Genomic DNA, 20,203 nt, shown 5'->3' with positions numbered 1-20,203 from the left:
CCGCCTTCGCGGTGCCCATGCGCCGGCCCGGGCCGGCGGAGGGCGGGTGTCGGAGCCCCTCGTCGGGGCAGGGGCGTGGAGGTCCGGGGCGCCGCCGTCCGCCCGTCCGCACCACCGAGGAGCTGAATGAACGCCGCCGTCCGCCCGCTGACCCTCCTGGGAGCCGCGATACTGCTGACCGGCGCGGCAGGCTGGGCCGTCGACCTGCTGCTGCGCCGGGCCGACGCGCGCCACCCCGAGACCCCGCTGTGGAACTCGCTGCGCCGCTGCCGGCCGGCCCTCCAGATCGTGCTGCTGGCCGCCCTGCTCAGAGGGGCCCACCAGCAGACCGCGTGGCGGCCGCTCCAGGAGAACGAGGCCGCCGTCGGCCGGACCCTCTCGCTCGCGCTGATCGGGGCCGGCGCCTGGCTCGTCGTCGGAGTGACCCACGCCGTCGTCGAATCCGGGTACGCCCGCTACGCGACCGGCACCCGCGACCCTGCCCGGGTCCGCCGGGTCCGTACCCAGGTGTCCCTGATCATGCGGGTCGTGACCGCCGTCGTCGCCGTCGTCGCTGCCGCGGCGATGCTCCTGACCTTCCCGAGCTTCCGCGCACTGGGCACCTCCGTGCTCGCCTCCGCCGGGATCATCGGGATCGTCGCCGGCGTCGCGGCGCAGTCCACGCTGGGGAACCTCTTCGCCGGGTTCCAGATCGCCTTCGGCGACATGGTCCGCATCGGGGACACCGTCGTGGTCGCGGGTGAATGGGGCGTGGTGGAGGACATCACTCTGACGTTCCTCGCCGTCCGGACCTGGGACGAGCGCCGGATCACCATGCCCGTCTCGTACTTCACCACCCGCCCCTTCGAGAACTGGTCCCGGGGCGGCGTCCAGATGACCGGCACCGTCTTCGTCCACTGCGACCACGGCGCCCCCGTGGACCTCATGCGCGGCAAGGTGCGCGAGATCCTGGACCGGTGCCCGGAATGGGACGGGCGCGGCTGGGACGTCGCCGTCACCGATACGACGCCCTCGGGCATGGTCGTGCGCGCGATCGTCACGGCCAAGGACGCCGACGACCTGTGGACGGTCCGCTGCGCGGTAAGGGAGCAGCTGATCGCCTGGCTCTCGGAGAAGCACCCGGAGGCCCTGCCCCGCGTCCTCCTCGCGCCCCCGCCGGGTGCCCCGGGCTTCCGGGGGACGGGCCCCGCCCCGTCAGCGGAGGCCTGAGCCCGCCCGGAGCCGGGTCCGCTCAGAACGTCCACCGCGTATGGGTGTACACCCCGTCGTCCCGGCCGAACCCGTAGGCGGTGTCCGGGGCCACCGCGAAGAGCACCGCGTCGCCCCTGCGGAACGCGTCACCGATCCCGTGGAAGGTGCCCTCGGGCGAAGTGATGTGCGCCCCGTACTTCGACTCGTACGCCGCGATCACCTCCTCCAGCGCCGCCGGGTCGGCGACCCGCACGGCCGTGCCCTCCACCACGAGGTCGAGTCCGGCCGTGAGCGAGTTCCCGCCGGTGGTCAGCGCGCAGTGACCGTCATGAGCGAGGTTCTTCGCCTTCTGTTCCCCCGGCCCGGTCGAGAAGTACAGCGCCCCGTCGTGCGAGGCGGCGATCACGGGGGTGACGTGCAGCCGGCCGTCGGGCCGTACCGTCGAGACCCAGAAGATCTCGGCGGCCTCCAGCTGCCGCAGGGCCTCGGCCCACTCGGTGGCGGTCGCGTCGGCGGCACCCGGGCGCGGGTTGAGGGCGGAGCTGTAGCGGGCGTCGAGTTCGGTCGTGGGCTGCTTCGCGGATCCCAGGGTCGGCATGGCGGAGCTCCTTTCCGCCCCCATGATGGCGGCCGGCGGCGCGCGCGGCCGGATGCCGCGCGCGCCGGCCCGGCGGGACTCAGGCCGGGTAGGTGAGGGAGCCCGGCGGCGGCCCGGGGACGATTCGACGACCCCGGCCTACGGCGACCGGTCCCGAACGACCCGGTCCCTCACGACCCGGCCTCTTCGCGGGCTCCGGCGGCATGTTGACGCACCGTCCGCTGCCGGCCCGGCTCAGGGCGCCGGCAGCACGCGTGCGCGTGCGGCGGCCAGTGCGACGTCCACCGCACGGTCCGCGGTCCTCGCGTCGACCGGTTCGCCGGTGAACACGAGGCGGAAGTAGACCGGCGCGACGAGGGCCTTGAGGAGTTCGGCGGGATCGGTCTCCGGGGGCAGTTCGCCGCGCTGGACGGCTCTGGTGACGACGGGCTCCGCCCGGCGGAAGCGGTCCTCGAAGAGCGCGCGCTTGATTTCGGCCAGCTGGGGCATCCGGACGGCGTCCGAGAGGACGGTCGTCAGCAGGGCGCGGCCCGCGTCCGTGGTCATGGTCGCGACCAGGGAGCGGGCCAGGGCGCGCAGGTCGCCCTCCACCGCGCCGGTGTCGGGGATCGGGACGTCGGTGGCGAAGTGGCCGGCGAGCGCGTCCGCGACCAGGCCGTCGGGGGTCTTCCAGTTCCGGTAGATCGTCGTCTTGTGCACGCCGGCCCGCTGGGCGACGGCGTCGACGGTCAGCGCGGCGTACCCCGTCTCCGTGAGCTCGGCGAGGGCCGCCGCCAGCACGGCGGCGCGCATCTTGCTGCCGCGTCCGACGGCGGGGCCGCGCCTTGGGGCCGACTCGGCAGAGGTCATTGCAACTCCCGGTTGCTTTATGGGCGGTCCATGCGACAGCATCAGCATATTGCAACTGGTGGTTGCGATACGGCCGCGCTTCCCCGCGCCACCAGGCCGCCGACCCATGGAACGAGGTTCCCCATGAGCACCCGTGCCCCCCGGGCGTCCGCCCGAGGCTCATCGAACGAGCGCTGGACGCCGGACTCCATCCCCGGCCAGTCCGGGCGCCTGGCCGTGGTGACCGGCGCCAACAGCGGCATCGGGTACGTCACCGCCCGCGAACTCGCCCGCCGCGGCGCCCACGTCGTCCTGGCCTGCCGCAGCCGCGAACGCGGGAACGAGGCGCTGGAGCGCCTGCGGGCCGAAGTCCCCGGCGCCCGCGCCGAACTGCGCCCGCTCGACCTGGCCGACCTGGGCTCCGTCCGCCGTTTCGCCGAGGACTGGAGCCATGACCGCCTCGACCTCCTGGTCAACAACGCCGGCATCGCCATGGTGCCGTTCGCCCGGACCGCCGACGGCTTCGAGTCGCAGTTCGGCGTCAACCACCTCGGCACGTTCGCGCTCACCGGCCTCCTCGTGCCCCCACTGCTGGCCGCCCCGGACCCGCGCGTGGTGACGGTCAGCAGCGAGGGCCAGCGCTTCGCCCGGTTCGACCTGCGCAACCTCGACGCCGAGCGCGGCTACCGGGCGATGTTCGCCTACCTCCAGTCGAAGCGCGCCAACCTGTACTTCGCCACGGAACTGCAGCGCAGGGCCGACGCCGCCGGGCTGGGGCTGCGCAGCATGGCCGTCGCCCCCGGACTCACCCGCTCCAACGTGCTCACCGGCGGCGCCAACAGCACCCGGGGCCGGGCCTACGGCACCCTCATGAGGTTGCTCCTGCGCAGCGCCTTCCGCCCCACCCCGGAGGGCGCCAAGACCTCCCTGTACGCGGCGACCGTCCCCGGCCTGCCCGGAGGGAGCTACGTCGTACCCGACGGCCCCCTCCAGCTCCACGGCGAACCCGTCCTCCGCGACCGGGAGCGCGCCATCCGGGACCCCGCCACAGCCCGTCGGCTCTGGGCCCTCTCGGAGCGGCTGACCGGCGTCACCTATCCCCGTTTCTAGGGCTGGATGACCAGCGCCCAGATCCCCCCCCACATGGGTAAGGACCGCGTTAGGCCAGCAGTGGCACGCCGAGCCCGACATGATGCCTGCCCGGCGTCCGCCGACGACCGGGGGTTCAGCGGAAGGCGGGGGCCGCGCGGGCGGCCTACGGGGCGAAGGTGCGCGGTGCCCGGCCCAGGACCCGCTCGACGTCGGGGCGGTTTCGAGTTCGGCGGGCAGCGGCCGGCCGAGGATGGCGAGGGTGCCCTCCACCACCGGTTCGGGCATGAAGGCCGGCATCTGCGCACGGGCTTCGGCGCGGGTCTGCTCGATGAACCGCACGGGTTCGCCGATCGTCCCGCCGATGGCCTCGGCCCGCTCGCGCGGGGTGACCGGGGCGGACCCGGACGGGGGAACGGGCGGCGCGGGGTGGCGCCCGCGCGGTGAGGATCGGGGCATGGGCTTCCTCCTGCCGGTCCTCTTCGCACTGTTCGCGGCGTTCAGCAACGCGCTCGCGACGGTCCTCCAGCGGCGGGCCTCGCTCACCGTGCCGCAGAGTGACGGCTTCAGGTTCGGGCTCGTCCTCGACCTGCTGCGGCGGCCGCTGTGGATCGGCGGGATCCTGGCGGTGATCGCGGCCGGCGTGGGGCAGGCCCTCGCGCTGGCCACGGGTGCGCTGGCCCTCGTACAGCCCCTGTTCGTACTGGAGCTGCCGCTCGCCCTGCTGATCGCCTCGCTGCTGGCCCGCAGCCTCCTGCCGGGCACCCTCTGGCTCGCCGTCGCGGGAGTCGTGGCCGGGCTCGGGATCGTACTGGTGGCCGCCGCCCCCGCCGGGAACCGTACGCACGTCCCGTTCGACCGCTGGGTCCTGGCCCTGGCCGCGTGCGCGGCGGCGGTCGCCGTGCTGGCCGCGACGGGGCTGCGGCGGCCGCCCGGCCGCATGCGGGCCGGATGCCTCGGCGCGGCCACCGCCGTCTGCTACGCGCTCACGGCCGCGCTGATGAAGTCCTCCGTGCACGTACTCCAGGGCGGCGGCATCGGCGCCTTCCTGACGGCCTGGGAGACGTACGCCTTCGGCGCGAGCGGCGTCTGCGCCCTGCTGCTCCTCGAACACGCCATGCAGGGCGGGCCGCTGGTCGCCTCGCAGCCCGCGCTGACCCTCGGCGACGCCGGCGTCAGCATCGCGCTCGGGGTCCTGCTGTACGAGGAGCACCTGCGGGCCCACTGGTGGCTGCTCCCGCAGCTCCTGGGCCTGGCCCTGATCTGCGCCGGGGTACTGGCCCTGGCCAGGACCGGGGCCCCGGTGGACGCCGGCACCCCGTAGGGCGCCACCCGCACCTGCATGGGCGACCACGCCCGGACCGGACGAACGCCCGGACGACGGCTCATCGGCCCGGACGTCGCCGCGCCCCCGGAAGTCCTCTGCACCTCCCTCCTCGGCGGCCCCCTCTCGGTGACCGCACTCTCCGCCTGGGAGGTGTGGCGCCTGCGCACCCGCTACGGCATCACCCTGCGCGGCGCCCTGGGCCGCTGACCCACGGACCGTGGAGCCGCCCTCCACACAGCGTCACCGTCCCGATTTCGCAGGGGACAACCGCGCGCCACGGGGCAGACGCCCCGGCAGGGAGCGCACCCGTGCTCCGGGACCGGAGAGCTGGACATGCAGTCGACTTCTGAGGGGACCCGGGTCCAGGACGGCGCGCCGCGCACCGGGATCGTGGTCGCGGCCCGGGCCGGGCTGGCCACGCGCGGGGTCCTGTACGTCCTGGTCGGCGTGATCGCCCTGCGCATCGCCTTCGGCGACGACCCCGGACGGGAGGCGGACCGGCAGGGAGCGCTCGCCGGGCTGGCGGGCGCCCCCCTGGGCCGGGTGCTGATCTGGGCCGTCGGGATCGGCCTCGTGGGGATGACCCTGTGGCGGCTGTCGGAGGCGGTCTTCGGCGGCGTCGGGCCCGACGGGCGCAAAGCCGGCAAACGGCTGGCGGCGGCCTGCCGGGCCGTGTTCTACGCCGCCGTCGCCGCGTCCGTGATCGCCTTCGCGGCCGGGCAGGGCGGCGGCAGGTCCAGTGACGAGCAGTCGCGCGACGCCACCGCGAGCGTCCTGGAATGGCCCGGCGGGCGCTGGCTCGTCTTCCTGGTGGGACTCGGCGTGGCGGTGGGCGGAGTCGTGATCGCGGTGTCCGCGGTCCGGCGGAAGTTCCGCGACGACCTGGCACTGCCCTCCCGGCCGGCCTGGCTGAGCGGCGCCGTCGACGTGCTCGGCGTGGCCGGCGGCCTCGCCCGGGGTGCCCTGTTCGCGGCGGCGGGCGCGTGCGCGCTCTACGCGGCACTGGAGTACGACCCGGCCAAGGCCAAGGGCATCGACGACACCCTGCGCGCCTTCGCGGACACCCCCGCCGGACCGTGGCTGCTGGTGGCCGTGGCGGCCGGACTGGTCCTGTTCGGCCTGTTCTCGTGGGCGATGGCCGCCTGGGAGCGGGTCTGACACCCCGCCGCGGCGGCCCGCCCCCCGGCCCGCGGTCGCCCGTACGCCGCCGATCGGCTCCCCGGGCCGTGTCGCCGCGCCCGTCACCTGTCACGGCGTGCAACCGTCTCCCCATGACCGAAGGCTTGACACCTCACCTCTCCCCGGCGCGCATCACCGTCCTGGGCGTCCAACCCGGAAGCCCCCCCTTCCGGATCATCGAGCTCGACGGCGAGTTCGTCGGCCGGGCGGAGTCGATGACGGACGTGCTGCTGGTCGCCGCGGAGGCGGGGATCACCATCCACGACCTCGACGACCTGGACGAGGTCCGGTGGGTCGGGGGCGGCAAGTTCACCTGGACCCTGCACTGACGGGCCCGCCCGCCGCCCACCGGAACGCACCGTGCCGCACCGCCCGCCGGCCCCTGGCCGGACGGGCGGCGCTCAGGCCCCTTCGCCCAGGACGGTACGGATCAGCGTCCGCTGGTCGTCGGACAGGCACGGGTCCTCGACGTCGAGGACCTCGCCGTCGACGGTGATGCGGTAGTGGTAGCCGTCGGCCACGGACGAAACGGCCCGGCGGGCGAGCTCCTCGATCCGTGCCGCGTCCTGCCGGCCCGTGGTGTCGAGCTCGCGGAGCTTCTCGGCTCCGGTGAAGCCGCCGGTGCGGGTGACCGTGATCAGCATGATCGTTCCTCCGGTTCCTGTGTGCCGGCGCGGGGTCCGCGCGGGGCGGCGGATCGCCGCCGTTGGCGCGGGTGCCCCCGATGCCGGCCCGTTCCCTCGGACGGCGGGGAACGGCCGGAAACCGTCGCGGTACGGCTGGAGGTGTCCTGCGGATCAGGCAGGAAGGGGCGGTCAGGCGCGGGGCGCCGGGCGGCGGCCCCACGCGGTGAGCATGCCGGGGCCGAGTTCGGCCAGGCCGGGGGAGTCCAGGTAGGCGAGCGCCTCGTCGAAGACGACCGGTTCGAGCCGGCCCGGAGCGAGCAGGTCCGTCCGCATCCGCTGCCAGGTCTCGCGCCAGAAGGCGGCGAGCGGAGCGCCGGGCGTCAGGGGCGGGCAGACCAGTTCCGAGGCGACCTCGGCCAGACCGGCCGCGCGCAGGACGTGCGGGTAGTCGAGCACCGCCGCGACGTCCGTGCCGATGGTCTCCGAGAGCGTGCGCCACATGGCGTCCAGCGTGCGCCGGTACGCCGAGCGCGCGTCGGCGGGGTCGGGCACGTCCGCCGCGTCACTGAGGACGAGGTACCCGCCGGGCCGCAGGCGCTTCGCGAGGCGGTCGACGAGGGCCCGGCGTTCGGGGAGGTGCATCAGGACGAACCGGGCGTGGACCAGGTCGAAGGAGCCGAGCTCCGCCTCGTCGTCCAGCCGCGTCAGGTCGTCGGTGAGCACCCGGAGCCGCGGTCCGGCCAGCGGGGCCAGCCGGCTGGTGTCGCGGTCCAGGGCGACGACCTCGTCCACACCGGCTTCCTCGGCGAGCCAGCGGGCGACCGTGCCCGTACCGGCGCCCACCTCCAGGCAGCGCCAGCCGGGACCGACGCCGAGCGCGAGCAGCCGCTGCCGGGTGAGCGGGTCGTAGACGAGCGCGGCGTGGTCGATGCGCTCGCCCTCACCGGGCCCCTCCGGCCGGAAGAGCGCCTCGCCGTACCGCCCCGCTGGCACCGGGCGCTCCTCGGGGGATGCTGCTGCCACCGGGACTCCTTCCGCCGGACGGCCCCGTACCGTCCGGTCTGCAGGATCGCCCGCCGGCGGCCCGGACCCCGGCATTGGGCCGGACGGCGGCGCGCCCCGGCGTCATTCCGGCGTCATCCCGGTCATCCCGCCGTCGCGGTGCTCCGCCGGGCGGTGAGCAGCAGGTACTCCCACTCCATGGCCCCGTCCCGCATGGCGCCGGCCGCCAGGTCGGCGAGGGCGCCGTCCAGGGCGGCGGTCCGCTCGGGATCGTCGGCGATGTTCCGGTAGACCGCGATCGTCGGCCCGTAGGCGGCCTTGAAGAACTCCCGGAACTCCTCCGGCTCCCCGAACGCGTCCACGCGGATCGTCCGCCGCCGCGCCTCGACGCCGGTGACGCGGTCCCCGAGCAGCGTCCGTACGTGCTCCTCCTTGCCCCACAGCGGCGGCGGCTGCGCTCCCGGCGGGGGCGGCGGCGCGTACGACTTCATGGTGGCGAACATCTGCCCGATGAAGCCCTCCGGGGTCCAGCTGAGCAGCCCGATCGTGCCGCCGGGCCGGCAGACCCGCACCAGCTCGTCGGCGGAGGCCTGGTGGTGCGGGGCGAACATGACCCCGACGCAGGACATCACCGTGTCGAAGGTCCCGTCCTCGAACGGCAGCGCCTCCGCGTCCGCTTCCTGCCAGCTCAGCACGGCACCCCGCGCCTCGGCCTCCTTGCGCCCCACGGCCAGCAGCTCGGGCGTGAGGTCGGAGGCCACCACGTCGCCGCCGGCCAGCGCGGCCGGGATCGAGGCGTTGCCCGATCCCGCGGCGACGTCCAGCACCCGGTCCCCGTCCTTCACCCCGCAGGCCTCCACCAGCGCGGGTCCGAGCGCCGCCACGACCTGTCTGGCGACCGCCGGGTAATCGCCGAGCGCCCACATCGTCCGGTGCTTCGCCTTGAGCGCACGGTCGGCCTCGCGCGCGTCCGCCGTCTCCGTCATGCCACCCGCCTCCCTCTTCCGTACGGTGCCGATGGCCGTCCTCCTTCGAGCATAGGAACCCGGCGGGCGCCCGGCCCGGTGGGACCGCGACGGCTCCGTACGGGTGAAATCCCGGTGACAGACCGGCGCGCCACGGGTGCTGCCGCATCCGCAGAAACGATCGGGCCTTGGTACGACGGGCGCGTTCCCGCTCGACCGAAAGGTGCCCGCCCATGCCTCCCACCCGCAACGCGCCGGAACCAGCGGATCCCAGGCCGCCCCGACCCCGCCGCCTCGGCCGCCTCGCGGCGCTGCTCTCCGGCGCCCTGCTCGCCGCCGTCCTGCCCCTGGCCACGGGCGCGCCACAGGCGCAGGCGGCCGTGAACCTCGTCGAATACCCCCTCACCAACCCGAGCACCCCGGTCGGCATCACCAGCGGCCCGGACGGCAACCTGTGGTTCACCAAGGTGGCCGCCGACAAGATCGGCCGGATGAGCCCGACGGGCACCCTCATCGCCGAGTACTCCGTGCCCCCGTTCAGCGCCCTGCACGACATCACCACGGGGCCGGACGGGAACGTCTGGTTCACCATGCAGACCTTCGACTCCCGGGTCGGGAAGATCGACATGGACGGTACGGTCACCGTCTACCCCCTGCCCGAACAGTTCGTCGAGCCCACCGGCATCACCGCGGGCCCGGACGGCGCCCTGTGGTTCACCGAGCAGAACGCCCACCGGATCGCCCGGATCACCACGACCGGCGCCCTCACGGAGTTCCCCCTGCCCGCCGGCTCCGGCCAGCCGTCCTACATCACCACCGGACCGGACGGGAACCTCTGGTTCACCGAGATCGGCGACAACCTGATCGGCCGCATGACCCCGTCCGGCGTCGTCACCGAGTTCCCGGTCCCCGACGGCGGGGGCCCGACCGACATCACCACCGGCCCCGACGGGAACCTCTGGTTCACCGTGTTCGGCGGCAACCGGATCGGCCGGATCACCCCGGCCGGCGTGATCACCCAGTTCGACGTCCCCTCGGACGGCGCCTCGCCCCATCCCCAGGACATCATCGCCGGGCCGGACGACAGCCTGTGGTTCACCGAACGCAACAGCGGCCGGATCGGGCGGATCAGCACCGCGGGGGTCATCGCCGAGTTCCCCCTGCCCTCCTCGGAGCGCGGCCCCTGGGGCATCACCAAGGGCCCGGACGACAACATCTGGTTCGCCGAGACCGCCGGCTTCATCGGGCGGATCGCCCTGACCGAGGCCGACCTCGCCGTCACGAAGTCCGACACGGGATCCGACCCCGTCGTGGAGGGCCAGAACGTGACGTACACCCTCACGGCGTCCAACAACGGCCCGCAGACCGCCGAGGGGGTCGTCCTCAAGGACACCCTGCCCGCCGGACTCCAGTTCGTCTCCGCCTCCGCCGGGTGCACCGCGGCCGGGTCCGCACCGGACGTCGTGACCTGTGACATCGGCACGCTCACCGCCGGGGCGAGCGCCGCGCGGACCATCACCGCACTGGCCACGACGGAGGACGTCGTCACGGACACGGCGGCCGTGGCCGGCGCGGTCTCCGACCCGTCCCCCGCCAACGACGTCGCGCAGGAGACCACCACCGTCGACGCGACCACCTGCTTCGGCGAGCAGCCGACCATCACCGGCACCCCCGGCAACGACCTGATCAACGGCACCCCCGGCCGCGACGTCATCCTCGCCCGCGGCGGCAACGACACCGTCAACGCCGTCGTCGGCAACGACCTCGTCTGCGCCGGCCCCGGGGACGACCGTGTCACAGGCGGCCCCGGTGCGGACCGCGTCGCCGGCGGTACGGGCAGCGACATCCTGCACGGCAACCCCGGCGACGACACCCTGACCGGCGGGGACGGCGACGACTTCCTCTTCGGCGACGCCGGCAACGACAACCTCGACGGCGGCCCGGGAACGAACGCCAACGACGGCGGCCCCGGCACCGACGTCTGCACCAACCCCGCGACGGGCACCAGCTGCCCCTGACCCCGACGGGGTGCCGGCGCCCGCGGGAGCGCCCCCCGTACGCCCTCACCCGTCGAGCAGCCTCCAGGCGGCCAGCGCCAGCCCGGCCCGGGCCAGGCCCGGCGCCCCGGTCAGGTCGAGGTCCAGGGCCCGGCCGATCTGCTCGATCCTGCGGGCCACGCTGCTGTGGTGCAGGTGGAGCAGGTCGGCCGCCCGGCGCAGCGACCCCGTGGCGCAATAGGCGTCCAGCGTCTCCAGGTCCTCCGGACTGCCGGCCAGGCGGGCGAGCGCCGCCACGTCGGGGTTGCGGCGCAGGGCGTCCCGCGGCACCTCCGCCAGGAGCGCCAGCGCGCCCAGCGCGGTGTGGCGGACGACGGGTTCGCGCGCGGTGGCGAACCGCAGGGCGGTACGGGCCTCCCGCCACGCCACGTCGGGCCGCTCGGCGGCGCCGATGCCCGCACGCACGCCCTCCGGGAACCGGTCCGGCTCGACGGCCGCGGCCAGGATGACCCCGACCCCGGCGACCACCGCCCCCTTCACCGGCCGACCCGGACAGACGAGCCCGCCCACCCGGTCGAGCGGCAGCCGCTCCGACCGTACGGCGGCGACCCGGACCGGCGTCCCGGCGGCGAATCCCAGCAGCCGCAGCGCACGGGCCCTGGCCGCCTCGTCGGTGCCGGCCCCGATCACCAGCTCGACCAGGGCCGGGTCCGCCATCGTGGTACGGGCCGGCCCGTACCGTTCGACGGCGGCCGCCACGGCGATGGCGAGCCGCTCCAGCAGCACCTCGTCCAGCGGCCCGGCCGGGCCCGGCCGCTCCAGCCACACCGAGCCGATCTCCTCCTCGTCGAGGACGACCGCCACCGAACCGGACACGGACACCGGCGGCGCGCCCTCCGGAGCGTCGCCGCCGTCGGGCGAGACCCGGATCGTCCGCCCCGTGCCGTACAGCCGGATCCCGGCGACGCACTCGGCCAGCCCCGCCGAGGCGCGGGCGAGCGCCGGGAGGTCCACCCGCCGGCGCATCAGCGTGTCGTAGAACGCGACGATGCGGAGCGCCCCGTCCACGTACGGATCGAGTCCCGACAGCCGTACGGCGAGTGCCTCCATGGCGCCAGCATAGAAGGCCCGACGGGGAGTCAGGGGGCGCCGATCGGCGCGCGATCGGGCCGGTATCCGCGACGGGCGGCGGGCGACCCGGGCCCGCCCGCCCCCGGAGGATGTTCGCCATGGACCCCGAACTCGAAGCATTCGTACCGTTCTTCCCCCGGACCGACCTCGGCGACCCGGTCGCCGCCCGCAAGAGCTTCGCCGAACTGGCCTCCGCCGTACCGGCACCGGACGCCGCGGACATGGAGGTGGAGGACCGCACCGTCGCCGCCGGCCCCGACGTCCCCGTCCGCGTCTACCGCCCGCACGGGGCGGAGGGTGCCGTCGTGTGGATGCACGGCGGGGGATTCACCATGGGCGACCTCGACACCGAACACCCCTGGGCGAGCCGCCTCGCCGCAGGCTCCGGAGCGGTGGTGATCTCGGTGGACTACCGCCTCGCCCCCGAGCACCCCTTCCCCGCCGCCCTGGACGACGCCTACGCCGTCCTGTCCTGGACGGCCGACAACGCCGCAGGCCTCGGCATCGACCCGGCCCGCATCGCGGTCGGCGGCCACAGCGCCGGCGCGAACCTCGCGGCCGCGACCGCCCTGCGGGCCCGCGACCACCGCGGACCGGCGATCCGGTTCCAGCTGCTCAACCAGCCGGGCCTGGACGACCGCCAGGACAGCTGGTCGGCCCGGAACTTCACCGACACGCCCTGGTTCTACCGCGACAAGGCCGCCGCGGGCTGGCGGCACTACCTGGGCCCGGGGCCCGCGACCCCGTACGCCGCGCCGGCCCGGGCGACCGACCTGTCCGGCCTGCCCCCGGCCTACATCTCCACCGCGGAGTTCGACCCGAACCGCGACGAGGGCCTCGACTACGGGCTGCGCCTCCTCCGGGCGGGCGTACCGGTCGAGATCCACCAGTGGCCCGGCACCTTCCACGGCTCGCAGGCCCTCCTCTCCGCCGAGGTCTCCCAGCGCCAGAACGCCGAACTCGGCTCCGTCCTGCGCCGCGCCCTCGCCGGCTGAACCACTCACCGCCCCCTGAAAGGAACAGCACCTTGCCGATCCGACCGAAGCTCCGCCTCGCCCTCTGCGCGGGCGCGGCCGTACTCACCACCGCCACCGCCGCCCCCGCGGTGGCGGCCCCCGCACCGCACGGGACCACCCCTGCGGAGCTGCGGGCCGCCATGGACGCCGTCCACCGGGCGGGCATACCCGGGGTGTACGGCGAGGTACGCGTCGACGGCCGGACCTGGCGCGGCGCCTCCGGGGTCGCCGACGTCACGACCGGACGCCCCGTCAGCCCGGACATGCGCCACCGCGTCGGCAGCGTCACCAAGACCTTCACCGCCGTCGCCGTCATGCAGCAGGTCGAGCGGGGCCGGATCCGGCTCGACGCGCCGATCGGCGACCACCTCCCCGACCTGGTGCCGGGGGAGCGCGGACGGAAGATCACTGTCCGGATGCTCCTCAACCACACCAGCGGCCTCCCCGACTACATCGCCTACGCCTTCCCGTCCCTCCGGACGGGCTCGCCCGCGAGCCTCGACGACAACCGCTTCCGGCACTTCAGCCCGGCCGAACTGATCCGCCTGGGCCTCGAAGCACCGCCCGCCGGCGAGCCCGGCGGCCCGACGGGCGTGTACTCCAACACCAACTACCTGCTGCTCGGCGAACTCCTGGAGCGGGTCACCGGCACCCCGGCCCTGGAGTACGTCACCCGCGACGTCATCCGCCGCGCCGGTCTGCGGAACACCTCGTTCCCGTCCGGCCCGGCCCTGGAAGGCCCCCACTCCCGCATGTACGAGGCCGCGTTCGGCCTGCTCGACCCGCCGCGCGACTACAGCGTCTACGACATGTCCTGGGCCGGTACCGGCGCAGCCCTGGTGTCGACCATGGCGGACCTCAACCGCTTCTACGCCGCGCTCCTCGACGGCAGGATCGTCAGCCGCGCCTCCCTGGACGAGATGCGGCGCACCGTCCCGGTCCGCCACCTGGACGGCAAGACGATCCAGTACGGCCTCGGCCTCCACAAGGTCACCGTGCCGGGCTGCGGCACCTTCTGGGGCCACGACGGCTCGGCCTGGGGCGCCGGAACCATGTCCCTGACCCGGGCCGACGGCAGGCGCCAGATGTCCGTGGCCGTCAACCTCCAGCGCTGGACCGCCCCCGACCCCACCGGCGACCGGCCGCCCCACCCCATCGACACCGCCCTGACCGAGCTGTACGGCGAAGCGATGTGCGACGGCACGAACACCGACGGCGCCCACCCCTCCTAGCCCGGAGCGGCCGCCCCGCGCTCAGGCGGCACCGGCCGCCGGGGCGCGGAGGCGGCCGCCCAGCACCGCGTGCCCCAGCTGGAGGACGCTCAGCCCGAACATCAGCACGCCCAGCGGGACGTGGAGCGAGGACACGTGCGCGATCCCCAGGACGACCTGCACCGAGGCGAGCACCAGCATGCCGACCGCGTACAGGACCGGTCTGACCGACCCGCCGCCGGGCCGCCACCCCAGGACCGCGGCCAGTACGTACAGCATCGACGCCGCGTACATCCCCCGCGCTCCCGCACCGTGCAGCGCCTCCCCGTACTCCGTCGACAGCAGCATCCCCGCGGTGACCGCCTGGAAGAAGATGCCCGCGGTCTGCAAGCCCGCCGCGATCCGCATGAACTTCCGCACCGACGTCTGCTCGGGCACGGTGAGCCCCTCTCAGTCTCCGGCGGTGCTCCGGGATGGCCCCGCCGTCTCGTCATGACGACGACGCAGCCGCCGCAGATGTGAGGTGACGCACCAACTCGCCCCTCACCTCGGTGTTTCGCCGAGGATGGCCTCCGAACAGAGAGCCGAACGAGGGAGCCGCCGAGGCCATGACCACACAACCGAGCCCGAGCGCGATCACGGGGGAGCGCACCCGGCTGACCAACCTCGCCTACCGCTTCCTCGGCTCCCTGTCCGAGGCCGAGGACGCCGTGCAGGAGGCCTACGTCCGCTGGTACGCCATGCCGCGGCAGAAGCAGGAGGCCATCGAGTCGCCCGGCGCCTGGCTGACGACCGTGGCGAGCCGCGTCTGCCTCGACGTCCTCGGCTCCGCCCGGGCCCGGCGCGAGAGTTACGTCGGCCAGTGGGTTCCGGAGCCGCTGCCCGACCGTACGGAGTGGATGAACGCCCACGGCGACGCCGGCGCCGACCCGGCCGACCGCGTCACCCTCGACGAGTCGGTCGACATGGCCTTCCTCGTGGTCCTCGAATCGATGACCCCGGCCGAAAGAGTCGCGTTCATCCTCCACGACGTCTTCCGCTACCCCTTCGCCGAAGTGGCCGACATCGTCGGCCGCACCCCGGCGGCCTGCCGCCAACTGGCGTCATCGGCCCGCCGCCGCATCGGCACGGAGCGCCCCGGGCAGGGCCCGACCGCGGGACGGGCCGGCGTCATCAGGGACTTCAAACAGGCCTGGGAGGCCAAGGACGTCGCTGCCCTCGTCGGCCTCCTCGACCCCGACGCCACGATGGTCGCCGACGGCGGCGGCCTGGTCGGCGCCGTGCTGCGGCCGGTCGTGGGCGCGGAGCGGATCGCCCGCTACATCACGGACACCGGCGGGAGGTCGACGCCCGGCATGACCCTCCTGGAACGGTCGGTCAACGGCCGCCCCGGCCTGGTGGCCCGCTTCGGCGGCACCACCGTCACGGTGGCCGCGTTCGGCCTCACGGACGACCGGATCACCCACATCTGGGCGGTGCGGAACCCGGAGAAGCTGCGGATCTGGAACTGACGGGCACCGGCCGTCCCAGGGGGTGACCACAGGTTCGAGCCAGGCGTTCCCACGCCACCGGAGCGCCTAGTTCCGTAAGGCCGGTGCTTCCGAGATGATGTGCGCCCGTCACCCCCGGCCGAAAGGAACGGAGCATGGCCAGCCTGTGGTCAGGGCAAGGCGTACTGCGCCGCAAACCGATCGAGCACATCGAAGAGCCCGAAGGCGCGCCCAGCGAACAGCTCACCCGCACCCTCGGCCTGTGGCAGCTCACCGCGATCGGCGTCGGCGGCATCATCGGCGCCGGCATCTTCACCCTCGCCGGCACCGTCGCCAACGGCGTCGCGGGACCGGCCGTGCTGCTCTCCTTCCTCATCGCCGGCGTGGCCAGCGCCGCGGCGGCCTTCTCCTACGCCGAGTTCGCCGGCCTCATCCCGAAGGCCGGCTCCGCCTACACCTACGGGTACGCCGTCCTCGGCGAGCTGGCCGGCTGGTTCATCGGCTGGGACCTGCTGCTGGAGTACACCGCCATCGTCGCGGTCGTCGCCATCGGCATCTCCGGCTACTTCAACTTCCTCCTGGAAGAGACCGGCGCCTCCCTCCCCACCTGGATGCTCGGCGCCCCCGGCACCGGCGAAGGACACCGCTTCGACCTCATCGCGGCGGTCCTGTGCCTGTTCACGGCCTACCTGCTCACCCTCGGCATCAAGAACGCCGCACGCTTCGAGACGGTCGTGGTCGTCCTCAAGGTGCTGGTCGTCCTGCTGGTGGTCGTCGTCGGCTTCTTCCACATCAAGTCCGACAACTACACGCCGTTCTTCCCGTTCGGCGTGGGCGGCGCCTTCACCGGCGCCGCCACCGTCTTCTTCGCGGTCTTCGGCTACGACGCCATGAGCACGGCGGCGGAGGAGTCCAAGGACGCGCAGCGGCACATGCCCCGCGCGATCCTCTACTCCCTCGCCATCGCCATGGTGCTGTACGTACTCGCCTGCCTGGTCCTGACCGGCATGCAGAAATACACCGAGATCGACCCGGAGAGCGGCTTCTCCAGCGCCTTCAAGGCGGCCGGGCTGCCCGTCGTCGCCGACATCATCGCGGTCGGGGCGATCATCGGCATCCTCACCGTCATGTTCACCTTCATGCTCGGCGTGACCCGCGTGTGGTTCTCCATGAGCCGTGACGGACTCCTGCCCCACTGGTTCGCCAAGACGCACCCCACCCGCCACGTCCCCACCCGCGTCACCTGGATCGTCGGCGTGGCGTCGGCGGCCATCGCGGGGTTCGTGCCGATCGGCGAGGCGGCTGAGCTCACCAACATCGGGATCCTGCTCGCCTTCGCAGTCGTGTGCACCTCGGTCATCGTCCTGCACTACAAGCGCCCCGACCTGCCCCGCACCTTCCGTACCCCGCTCATGCCCTTCACGCCCGCCGTCGGGGTCATCGCGTCGATCTGGCTCATCACCTACCTCCGCGCCGAGACGTGGCTGCGCTTCGTGGTCTGGTTCCTCATCGGCCTGGCCGTCTACTTCGGATACTCCTACCGCAACTCCAAGATGGCCGGGCAGACGACCCCCGGCCGGTGAGCGCGCGGTGAGCCGCCGGTGAGCGCTCCCCCCGAGAGTGACGTCATCGGGCCCCAGCGGGGGCACCGGGCGGACACACGACAGGGGAGCCACGGACATGGGCGAGCAGCTGAGGGAACTCCATCGGGCAGGTCACCGAGGCGCAGTTCGCCATCCTGATGGCCGCCAACGTCAGCACGCCGTTCTTCGTCGTGCAGCGGGCCCTGCCGCTCCTGAACGACGGCGGCCGCGTCATCAACCTGGGCTCGACGGCCAGCCGCTTCGCCGTCTCCACCCAGATCGGCTACACCGTCAGCAAGGCGGCCCTGGAGGCCATGGCCCCCTCGCTCGCCAACGAGCTCGGCCCCCGGGACATCACCGTGAACACGGTCGCACCCGGCGCCGTACGCACCGACCTGACCGCCGGCCACACCGCGGTTCCGGAGGTGGTCGCCGCCTGGAGGCCATCACCGCGCTCGGGCGGATCGGCGAACCGGAGGACGTCGCCGACGTGGTGGCCTTCCTCGCGGGCCCCCAGGGGCGCTGGGTCACCGGCCAGACCATCGACGTCTCGGGCGGCACTTGGCTCGGCCCGATCGCCCCACCGCCTGAACTGCCGTGACCGTCCCGGGAGATAACCGCCGGCATGTGGTTCGGCATCCTCGGAGGGACCCAGGCCCGGCACGACGACGGAACCGAGGTACCGCTCGGCGGCCCCGCGCGACGGACCCTGCTCGCGCTGCTGCTGATCCGCCCGGGCGCCGTCGTCCCCGCCGAGCGCCTGGCCGAGGAGATGGAACCCGGCGGAGCGGTCTCCGCGCACGCGCTCCAGTCGCAGGTCTCCCGGCTGCGCACCGCCCTGGGCCGGGCGGCCCCCATCGCACGGGTCGGCACGGGCTACCGCATCGCGGTGCCGGAAGAGGCGGTGGACGCGGCCCGGTTCGAGGGGCTGGCCGCCGAAGGGCGCGCCGCGCCGGCCGACCGCGACCCGGCACGCGCGGCCGACGTACTGCGCCGCCGCCCCGGCCCGAGGCAGCGGCAGCGCCGCGGCCCTGCGCGGCCTCGGCGACATCGCCCTGCTGGAGGGTCGGCCGCAGGAGGCGGAGCGGCTCCACGCGGACGCCCTCGACCGGATCGACCCGCACTGGGTCAAGAGCCTCGGCAACCGGCTGCGCTGCCTCGGCGGACTCGGCCGGACTGCCGAGGCCCGCGGCGACCGCGCCACGGCCCGGACGCACTACGACGCCGTGGCCGCGGCGGTGTCCGCCCTGGGCCCCTCCGTACCGGACGCCCTGCGCCTGCTGGGCCTGCCGGAGGAACTCGTCACGGCGGTGTGCGCGCGCTGAACGCCCTGCGGGGCGCACGGGTCAGCGCAGGCGCCGCCAGAACGGCGGGACCTCGCCCTCCCGCCGGTTGGGGTGCGGGGTGACCTCGCGGGGGGTGAGGGACCAGGCGCTGTCGTACCGGACGATCAGCAGCCGTGCCCCGCGCGTCAGCGCGACCGTGCTCCGCCCCGGCCACCTGTCACCGCTGTGCAGGGTACGGCGCGAGGCGCTGCGCCGGAGGGACTCCAGCTCGAACCAGGCGTCGTCCTTGCTGTTGCGGTACCTGACGGCGAGGTCGACGGCGGGCCCCGAGTACGCCAGGACGTCGCAACCGACGCCTTCGACGCGCTCGGAGGCGTCCCGCAGCACGGAGACCGGGCTGACGGTGATCTTCCACTCGCCCCGCGCCTTCACGCGCAGCCGCAGCGGTCCGTTCCCCTCGTGGTCCACGATCCCGCGCCCGGTGAAGTCCTCGTTCCAGCCGCTGAGGGCCGAGGGGGTCCTCTCGCGGTTGCGGTGGTTCAACGCGTGGACCTCCACGAGGCCGTCCCCCAGCCGGACCAGGTCGACCACCGCGAAGCCGGGCGCCGTGGCCGCCTCCACACGGACGATCTCCTCGCCCCTGCCCTCCTGGGTGAAGACGGGGAAGTCCGGACCGAAGTCGGTCGGAAGGCTGTTGATCCGCCGGGTGATGGTGCCGAGCAGAGGCGCACCGGACGTGGAAACGGGGACGCCGGCCGGGACGGCGGGCGTGGCGGCGGAGGCCGCTGCGCCGCCCTCCGCCCCTGCTCCGGCCGGGACGGCCACCGCCTCCGCCTCCGCCCGGACGGCCTCCGCCGCGACCGCCGTCGCCGGGAGCGGCGGCGCGGGCGGCGGAGCCTCGGGCAGCGCGGGTGCGGGCGGCGGGCCGGAGTCCGGCTCCTCCGCCTCCGCCTCGTCCTCCACCGTGAACCCGTAGTCCTCGGCCAGCCCGGGAAGCCCCGAGTCGTATCCCTGCCCGACCGCGCGGAACTTCCAGCCCCCGTCGCGGCGGTAGAACTCGCCCAGCACGTAGGCGGTTTCGGTCGAAGCGTCGTCGCCGTCGACCGAGTACACCACCATCCTCTTCCCCGTCACCGTGCTGACGGCCTCCAGGTACAGCCCCGGTATCTCCCCGAAGGCCGCGCCCTCGGAGGAGGCCGCGATGACGATGCGTTCCACCTCCGCCTCGACCCGGCCCGGGTCGATCTCCAGCCAGTCCGCCATCCGCCCGTCCTCGCTCCGGGCGTTGCCCAGGAGCTCCACGGCGCTGGTGGCGTGCGAGCGCTGGTTGTAGAAGATCAGGTCGCTGCGGTCCCTCACCTTTCCGCTGTCGTCGAGCAGCAGTGCCGCCGGGTCGATCTCGGGCACACCGGGCCCGGCCGCGCGACGGACGACGGCGACCCGCATGGGCTCGCCGGACATGGGCAGATTGCCCCCCTTGATGATCTGCGTCATGACGGCATCGTCGCAGGCCAGTCGGCCACAAGTCGAGCATTTGCGGCCCGGTGTGACGATCCGTCGGCAACCCCCTAGCACACTCGGCCCGGCCGGGCGCGAACCTCGGACATGCCCGCCCCGGCCCCCACTGCTCTGGATAGCGTGCTCTGGACGGCCGGGCCCGGGCGCGGTGGCGGCCGGGGGAGGA

The 20,203-nt window shown here is 74.2% G+C and carries 19 protein-coding genes and 3 pseudogenes; 13 read left to right on the top strand and 9 right to left on the bottom strand.

All coding sequences use genetic code 11. The features are described from left to right. Nucleotides 1–126: 126 nt before the first annotated feature. Nucleotides 127–1,209: a mechanosensitive ion channel family protein gene (locus ACZ597_RS23970; RefSeq protein ID WP_471333564.1), complete on the top strand. Its 1,083-nt coding sequence runs from the start codon at nt 127–129 to the stop codon at nt 1,207–1,209. 22 nt (nt 1,210–1,231) lie between these two features. On the opposite strand, the gene ACZ597_RS23965 is transcribed toward ACZ597_RS23970, so the two are convergent. After that, entirely contained in the window at nt 1,232–1,789 is a 558-nt protein-coding gene (locus ACZ597_RS23965; RefSeq protein ID WP_471333562.1) for a pyridoxamine 5'-phosphate oxidase family protein, read from the bottom strand. Between the two features lie 234 nt (nt 1,790–2,023). Continuing rightward, on the bottom strand, nt 2,024–2,638 hold the full coding sequence (locus ACZ597_RS23960) for a TetR/AcrR family transcriptional regulator (RefSeq protein ID WP_471333559.1): 615 nt from the start codon (nt 2,636–2,638) through the stop codon (nt 2,024–2,026). A 123-nt stretch (nt 2,639–2,761) separates the two neighbouring features. Between ACZ597_RS23960 and ACZ597_RS23955 the strand changes: the two genes are divergently transcribed. Next, entirely contained in the window at nt 2,762–3,727 is a 966-nt protein-coding gene (locus ACZ597_RS23955; protein WP_471333556.1) for an oxidoreductase, read from the top strand. A gap of 145 nt (nt 3,728–3,872) precedes the next feature. Here the strand turns inward: ACZ597_RS23955 and ACZ597_RS23950 are convergent. Then, a pseudogene (locus ACZ597_RS23950) lies at nt 3,873–4,114 on the bottom strand (NmrA family transcriptional regulator); the annotation flags it as partial. A 49-nt stretch (nt 4,115–4,163) separates the two neighbouring features. On the opposite strand from ACZ597_RS23950, the gene ACZ597_RS23945 reads away from it, so the two are divergent. From ACZ597_RS23945 to ACZ597_RS23930, 4 genes are all read left to right on the top strand, one after another. After that, complete coding sequence (locus tag ACZ597_RS23945; protein WP_471333554.1) at nt 4,164–5,030, top strand: DMT family transporter; 867 nt, start codon at nt 4,164–4,166, stop codon at nt 5,028–5,030. Nucleotides 5,031–5,048: 18 nt separating this feature from the next. After that, nucleotides 5,049–5,240 carry a hypothetical protein gene (locus ACZ597_RS23940; protein WP_471333551.1) on the top strand — a complete coding sequence of 64 codons (192 nt, stop codon included), beginning with the start codon at nt 5,049–5,051 and terminating at the stop codon, nt 5,238–5,240. A 126-nt stretch (nt 5,241–5,366) separates the two neighbouring features. Then, nucleotides 5,367–6,191, top strand: coding sequence for a DUF1206 domain-containing protein (locus tag ACZ597_RS23935; RefSeq protein WP_471333548.1), 825 nt, complete (start codon nt 5,367–5,369; stop codon nt 6,189–6,191). 113 nt (nt 6,192–6,304) lie between these two features. After that, nucleotides 6,305–6,541 (top strand): hypothetical protein, encoded by a 237-nt coding sequence (locus ACZ597_RS23930; protein ID WP_471333546.1) that lies wholly within the window; start codon nt 6,305–6,307, stop codon nt 6,539–6,541. A 72-nt stretch (nt 6,542–6,613) separates the two neighbouring features. Here the strand turns inward: ACZ597_RS23930 and ACZ597_RS23925 are convergent, their stop codons facing one another. From ACZ597_RS23925 to ACZ597_RS23915, 3 genes are all read right to left on the bottom strand, one after another. Then, nucleotides 6,614–6,856: a protealysin inhibitor emfourin gene (locus ACZ597_RS23925; protein ID WP_471333543.1), complete on the bottom strand. Its 243-nt coding sequence runs from the start codon at nt 6,854–6,856 to the stop codon at nt 6,614–6,616. A 171-nt stretch (nt 6,857–7,027) separates the two neighbouring features. Further along, nucleotides 7,028–7,861 carry a class I SAM-dependent methyltransferase gene (locus ACZ597_RS23920; protein ID WP_471333541.1) on the bottom strand — a complete coding sequence of 278 codons (834 nt, stop codon included), beginning with the start codon at nt 7,859–7,861 and terminating at the stop codon, nt 7,028–7,030. 122 nt (nt 7,862–7,983) lie between these two features. Further along, on the bottom strand, nt 7,984–8,826 hold the full coding sequence (locus tag ACZ597_RS23915; protein ID WP_471333539.1) for a class I SAM-dependent methyltransferase: 843 nt from the start codon (nt 8,824–8,826) through the stop codon (nt 7,984–7,986). Nucleotides 8,827–9,038: 212 nt separating this feature from the next. Between ACZ597_RS23915 and ACZ597_RS23910 the strand changes: the two genes are divergently transcribed. After that, nucleotides 9,039–10,823 (top strand): virginiamycin B lyase family protein, encoded by a 1,785-nt coding sequence (locus ACZ597_RS23910; protein WP_471333536.1) that lies wholly within the window; start codon nt 9,039–9,041, stop codon nt 10,821–10,823. 45 nt (nt 10,824–10,868) lie between these two features. Here the strand turns inward: ACZ597_RS23910 and ACZ597_RS23905 are convergent, their stop codons facing one another. After that, nucleotides 10,869–11,912: a helix-turn-helix domain-containing protein gene (locus ACZ597_RS23905; RefSeq protein WP_471333533.1), complete on the bottom strand. Its 1,044-nt coding sequence runs from the start codon at nt 11,910–11,912 to the stop codon at nt 10,869–10,871. A gap of 119 nt (nt 11,913–12,031) precedes the next feature. Between ACZ597_RS23905 and ACZ597_RS23900 the strand changes: the two genes are divergently transcribed. Together ACZ597_RS23900 and ACZ597_RS23895 are read left to right on the top strand one after the other, a co-directional pair. Continuing rightward, entirely contained in the window at nt 12,032–12,928 is an 897-nt protein-coding gene (locus ACZ597_RS23900) for an alpha/beta hydrolase (protein WP_471333531.1), read from the top strand. 149 nt (nt 12,929–13,077) lie between these two features. Then, entirely contained in the window at nt 13,078–14,181 is a 1,104-nt protein-coding gene (locus ACZ597_RS23895) for a serine hydrolase domain-containing protein (RefSeq protein ID WP_471334114.1), read from the top strand. A 21-nt stretch (nt 14,182–14,202) separates the two neighbouring features. Here the strand turns inward: ACZ597_RS23895 and ACZ597_RS23890 are convergent, their stop codons facing one another. Next, the gene (locus ACZ597_RS23890) at nt 14,203–14,568 is read right to left on the bottom strand and encodes a hypothetical protein (RefSeq protein ID WP_471334112.1); all 366 of its coding nucleotides are present in this window, start codon (nt 14,566–14,568) and stop codon (nt 14,203–14,205) included. A gap of 200 nt (nt 14,569–14,768) precedes the next feature. Here ACZ597_RS23890 and sigJ point away from each other — a divergent pair, with 200 nt between their 5' ends. The 4 genes and pseudogenes from sigJ to ACZ597_RS23870 form a co-directional block, all read left to right on the top strand. Continuing rightward, nucleotides 14,769–15,671, top strand: a complete 903-nt coding sequence (sigJ, locus tag ACZ597_RS23885) for an RNA polymerase sigma factor SigJ (RefSeq protein ID WP_471333528.1) — start codon at nt 14,769–14,771, stop codon at nt 15,669–15,671. A gap of 134 nt (nt 15,672–15,805) precedes the next feature. Then, a complete protein-coding gene (locus ACZ597_RS23880; RefSeq protein WP_471333525.1) occupies nt 15,806–17,233 on the top strand; it encodes an amino acid permease in 1,428 nt (475 codons plus the stop codon). Nucleotides 17,234–17,391: 158 nt separating this feature from the next. Then, a pseudogene (locus ACZ597_RS23875) lies at nt 17,392–17,834 on the top strand (SDR family NAD(P)-dependent oxidoreductase). A 24-nt stretch (nt 17,835–17,858) separates the two neighbouring features. Then, nucleotides 17,859–18,104: pseudogene (locus ACZ597_RS23870) on the top strand (winged helix-turn-helix domain-containing protein); the annotation flags it as partial. A gap of 475 nt (nt 18,105–18,579) precedes the next feature. On the opposite strand, the gene ACZ597_RS23865 reads toward ACZ597_RS23870, so the two are convergent. Then, the gene (locus ACZ597_RS23865) at nt 18,580–20,013 is read right to left on the bottom strand and encodes a TerD family protein (protein WP_471333522.1); all 1,434 of its coding nucleotides are present in this window, start codon (nt 20,011–20,013) and stop codon (nt 18,580–18,582) included. Nucleotides 20,014–20,203: the final 190 nt, after the last annotated feature.

This window comes from Streptomyces sp. NPDC040718 (assembly GCF_055593565.1).
Note: the sequence above shows the minus strand (reverse complement) of the source record. Positions and strands in the feature narration are given on the sequence as shown.

Excerpts from the sequence above, each read along its gene's own strand:
- ACZ597_RS23970 (WP_471333564.1), top strand. The coding sequence starts at position 127 with ATGAACGCCGCCGTCCGCCCGCTGACCCTCCTGGGAGCCGCGATACTG.
- ACZ597_RS23965 (WP_471333562.1), bottom strand. The coding sequence starts at position 1,789 with ATGCCGACCCTGGGATCCGCGAAGCAGCCCACGACCGAACTCGACGCC.
- ACZ597_RS23960 (WP_471333559.1), bottom strand. The coding sequence starts at position 2,638 with ATGACCTCTGCCGAGTCGGCCCCAAGGCGCGGCCCCGCCGTCGGACGC.
- ACZ597_RS23955 (WP_471333556.1), top strand. The coding sequence starts at position 2,762 with ATGAGCACCCGTGCCCCCCGGGCGTCCGCCCGAGGCTCATCGAACGAG.
- ACZ597_RS23945 (WP_471333554.1), top strand. The coding sequence starts at position 4,164 with ATGGGCTTCCTCCTGCCGGTCCTCTTCGCACTGTTCGCGGCGTTCAGC.
- ACZ597_RS23940 (WP_471333551.1), top strand. The coding sequence starts at position 5,049 with ATGGGCGACCACGCCCGGACCGGACGAACGCCCGGACGACGGCTCATC.
- ACZ597_RS23935 (WP_471333548.1), top strand. The coding sequence starts at position 5,367 with ATGCAGTCGACTTCTGAGGGGACCCGGGTCCAGGACGGCGCGCCGCGC.
- ACZ597_RS23930 (WP_471333546.1), top strand. The coding sequence starts at position 6,305 with ATGACCGAAGGCTTGACACCTCACCTCTCCCCGGCGCGCATCACCGTC.
- ACZ597_RS23925 (WP_471333543.1), bottom strand. The coding sequence starts at position 6,856 with ATGCTGATCACGGTCACCCGCACCGGCGGCTTCACCGGAGCCGAGAAG.
- ACZ597_RS23915 (WP_471333539.1), bottom strand. The coding sequence starts at position 8,826 with ATGACGGAGACGGCGGACGCGCGCGAGGCCGACCGTGCGCTCAAGGCG.
- ACZ597_RS23910 (WP_471333536.1), top strand. The coding sequence starts at position 9,039 with ATGCCTCCCACCCGCAACGCGCCGGAACCAGCGGATCCCAGGCCGCCC.
- ACZ597_RS23905 (WP_471333533.1), bottom strand. The coding sequence starts at position 11,912 with ATGGAGGCACTCGCCGTACGGCTGTCGGGACTCGATCCGTACGTGGAC.
- ACZ597_RS23900 (WP_471333531.1), top strand. The coding sequence starts at position 12,032 with ATGGACCCCGAACTCGAAGCATTCGTACCGTTCTTCCCCCGGACCGAC.
- ACZ597_RS23890 (WP_471334112.1), bottom strand. The coding sequence starts at position 14,568 with ATGCGGATCGCGGCGGGCTTGCAGACCGCGGGCATCTTCTTCCAGGCG.
- sigJ (WP_471333528.1), top strand. The coding sequence starts at position 14,769 with ATGACCACACAACCGAGCCCGAGCGCGATCACGGGGGAGCGCACCCGG.
- ACZ597_RS23880 (WP_471333525.1), top strand. The coding sequence starts at position 15,806 with ATGGCCAGCCTGTGGTCAGGGCAAGGCGTACTGCGCCGCAAACCGATC.
- ACZ597_RS23865 (WP_471333522.1), bottom strand. The coding sequence starts at position 20,013 with ATGACGCAGATCATCAAGGGGGGCAATCTGCCCATGTCCGGCGAGCCC.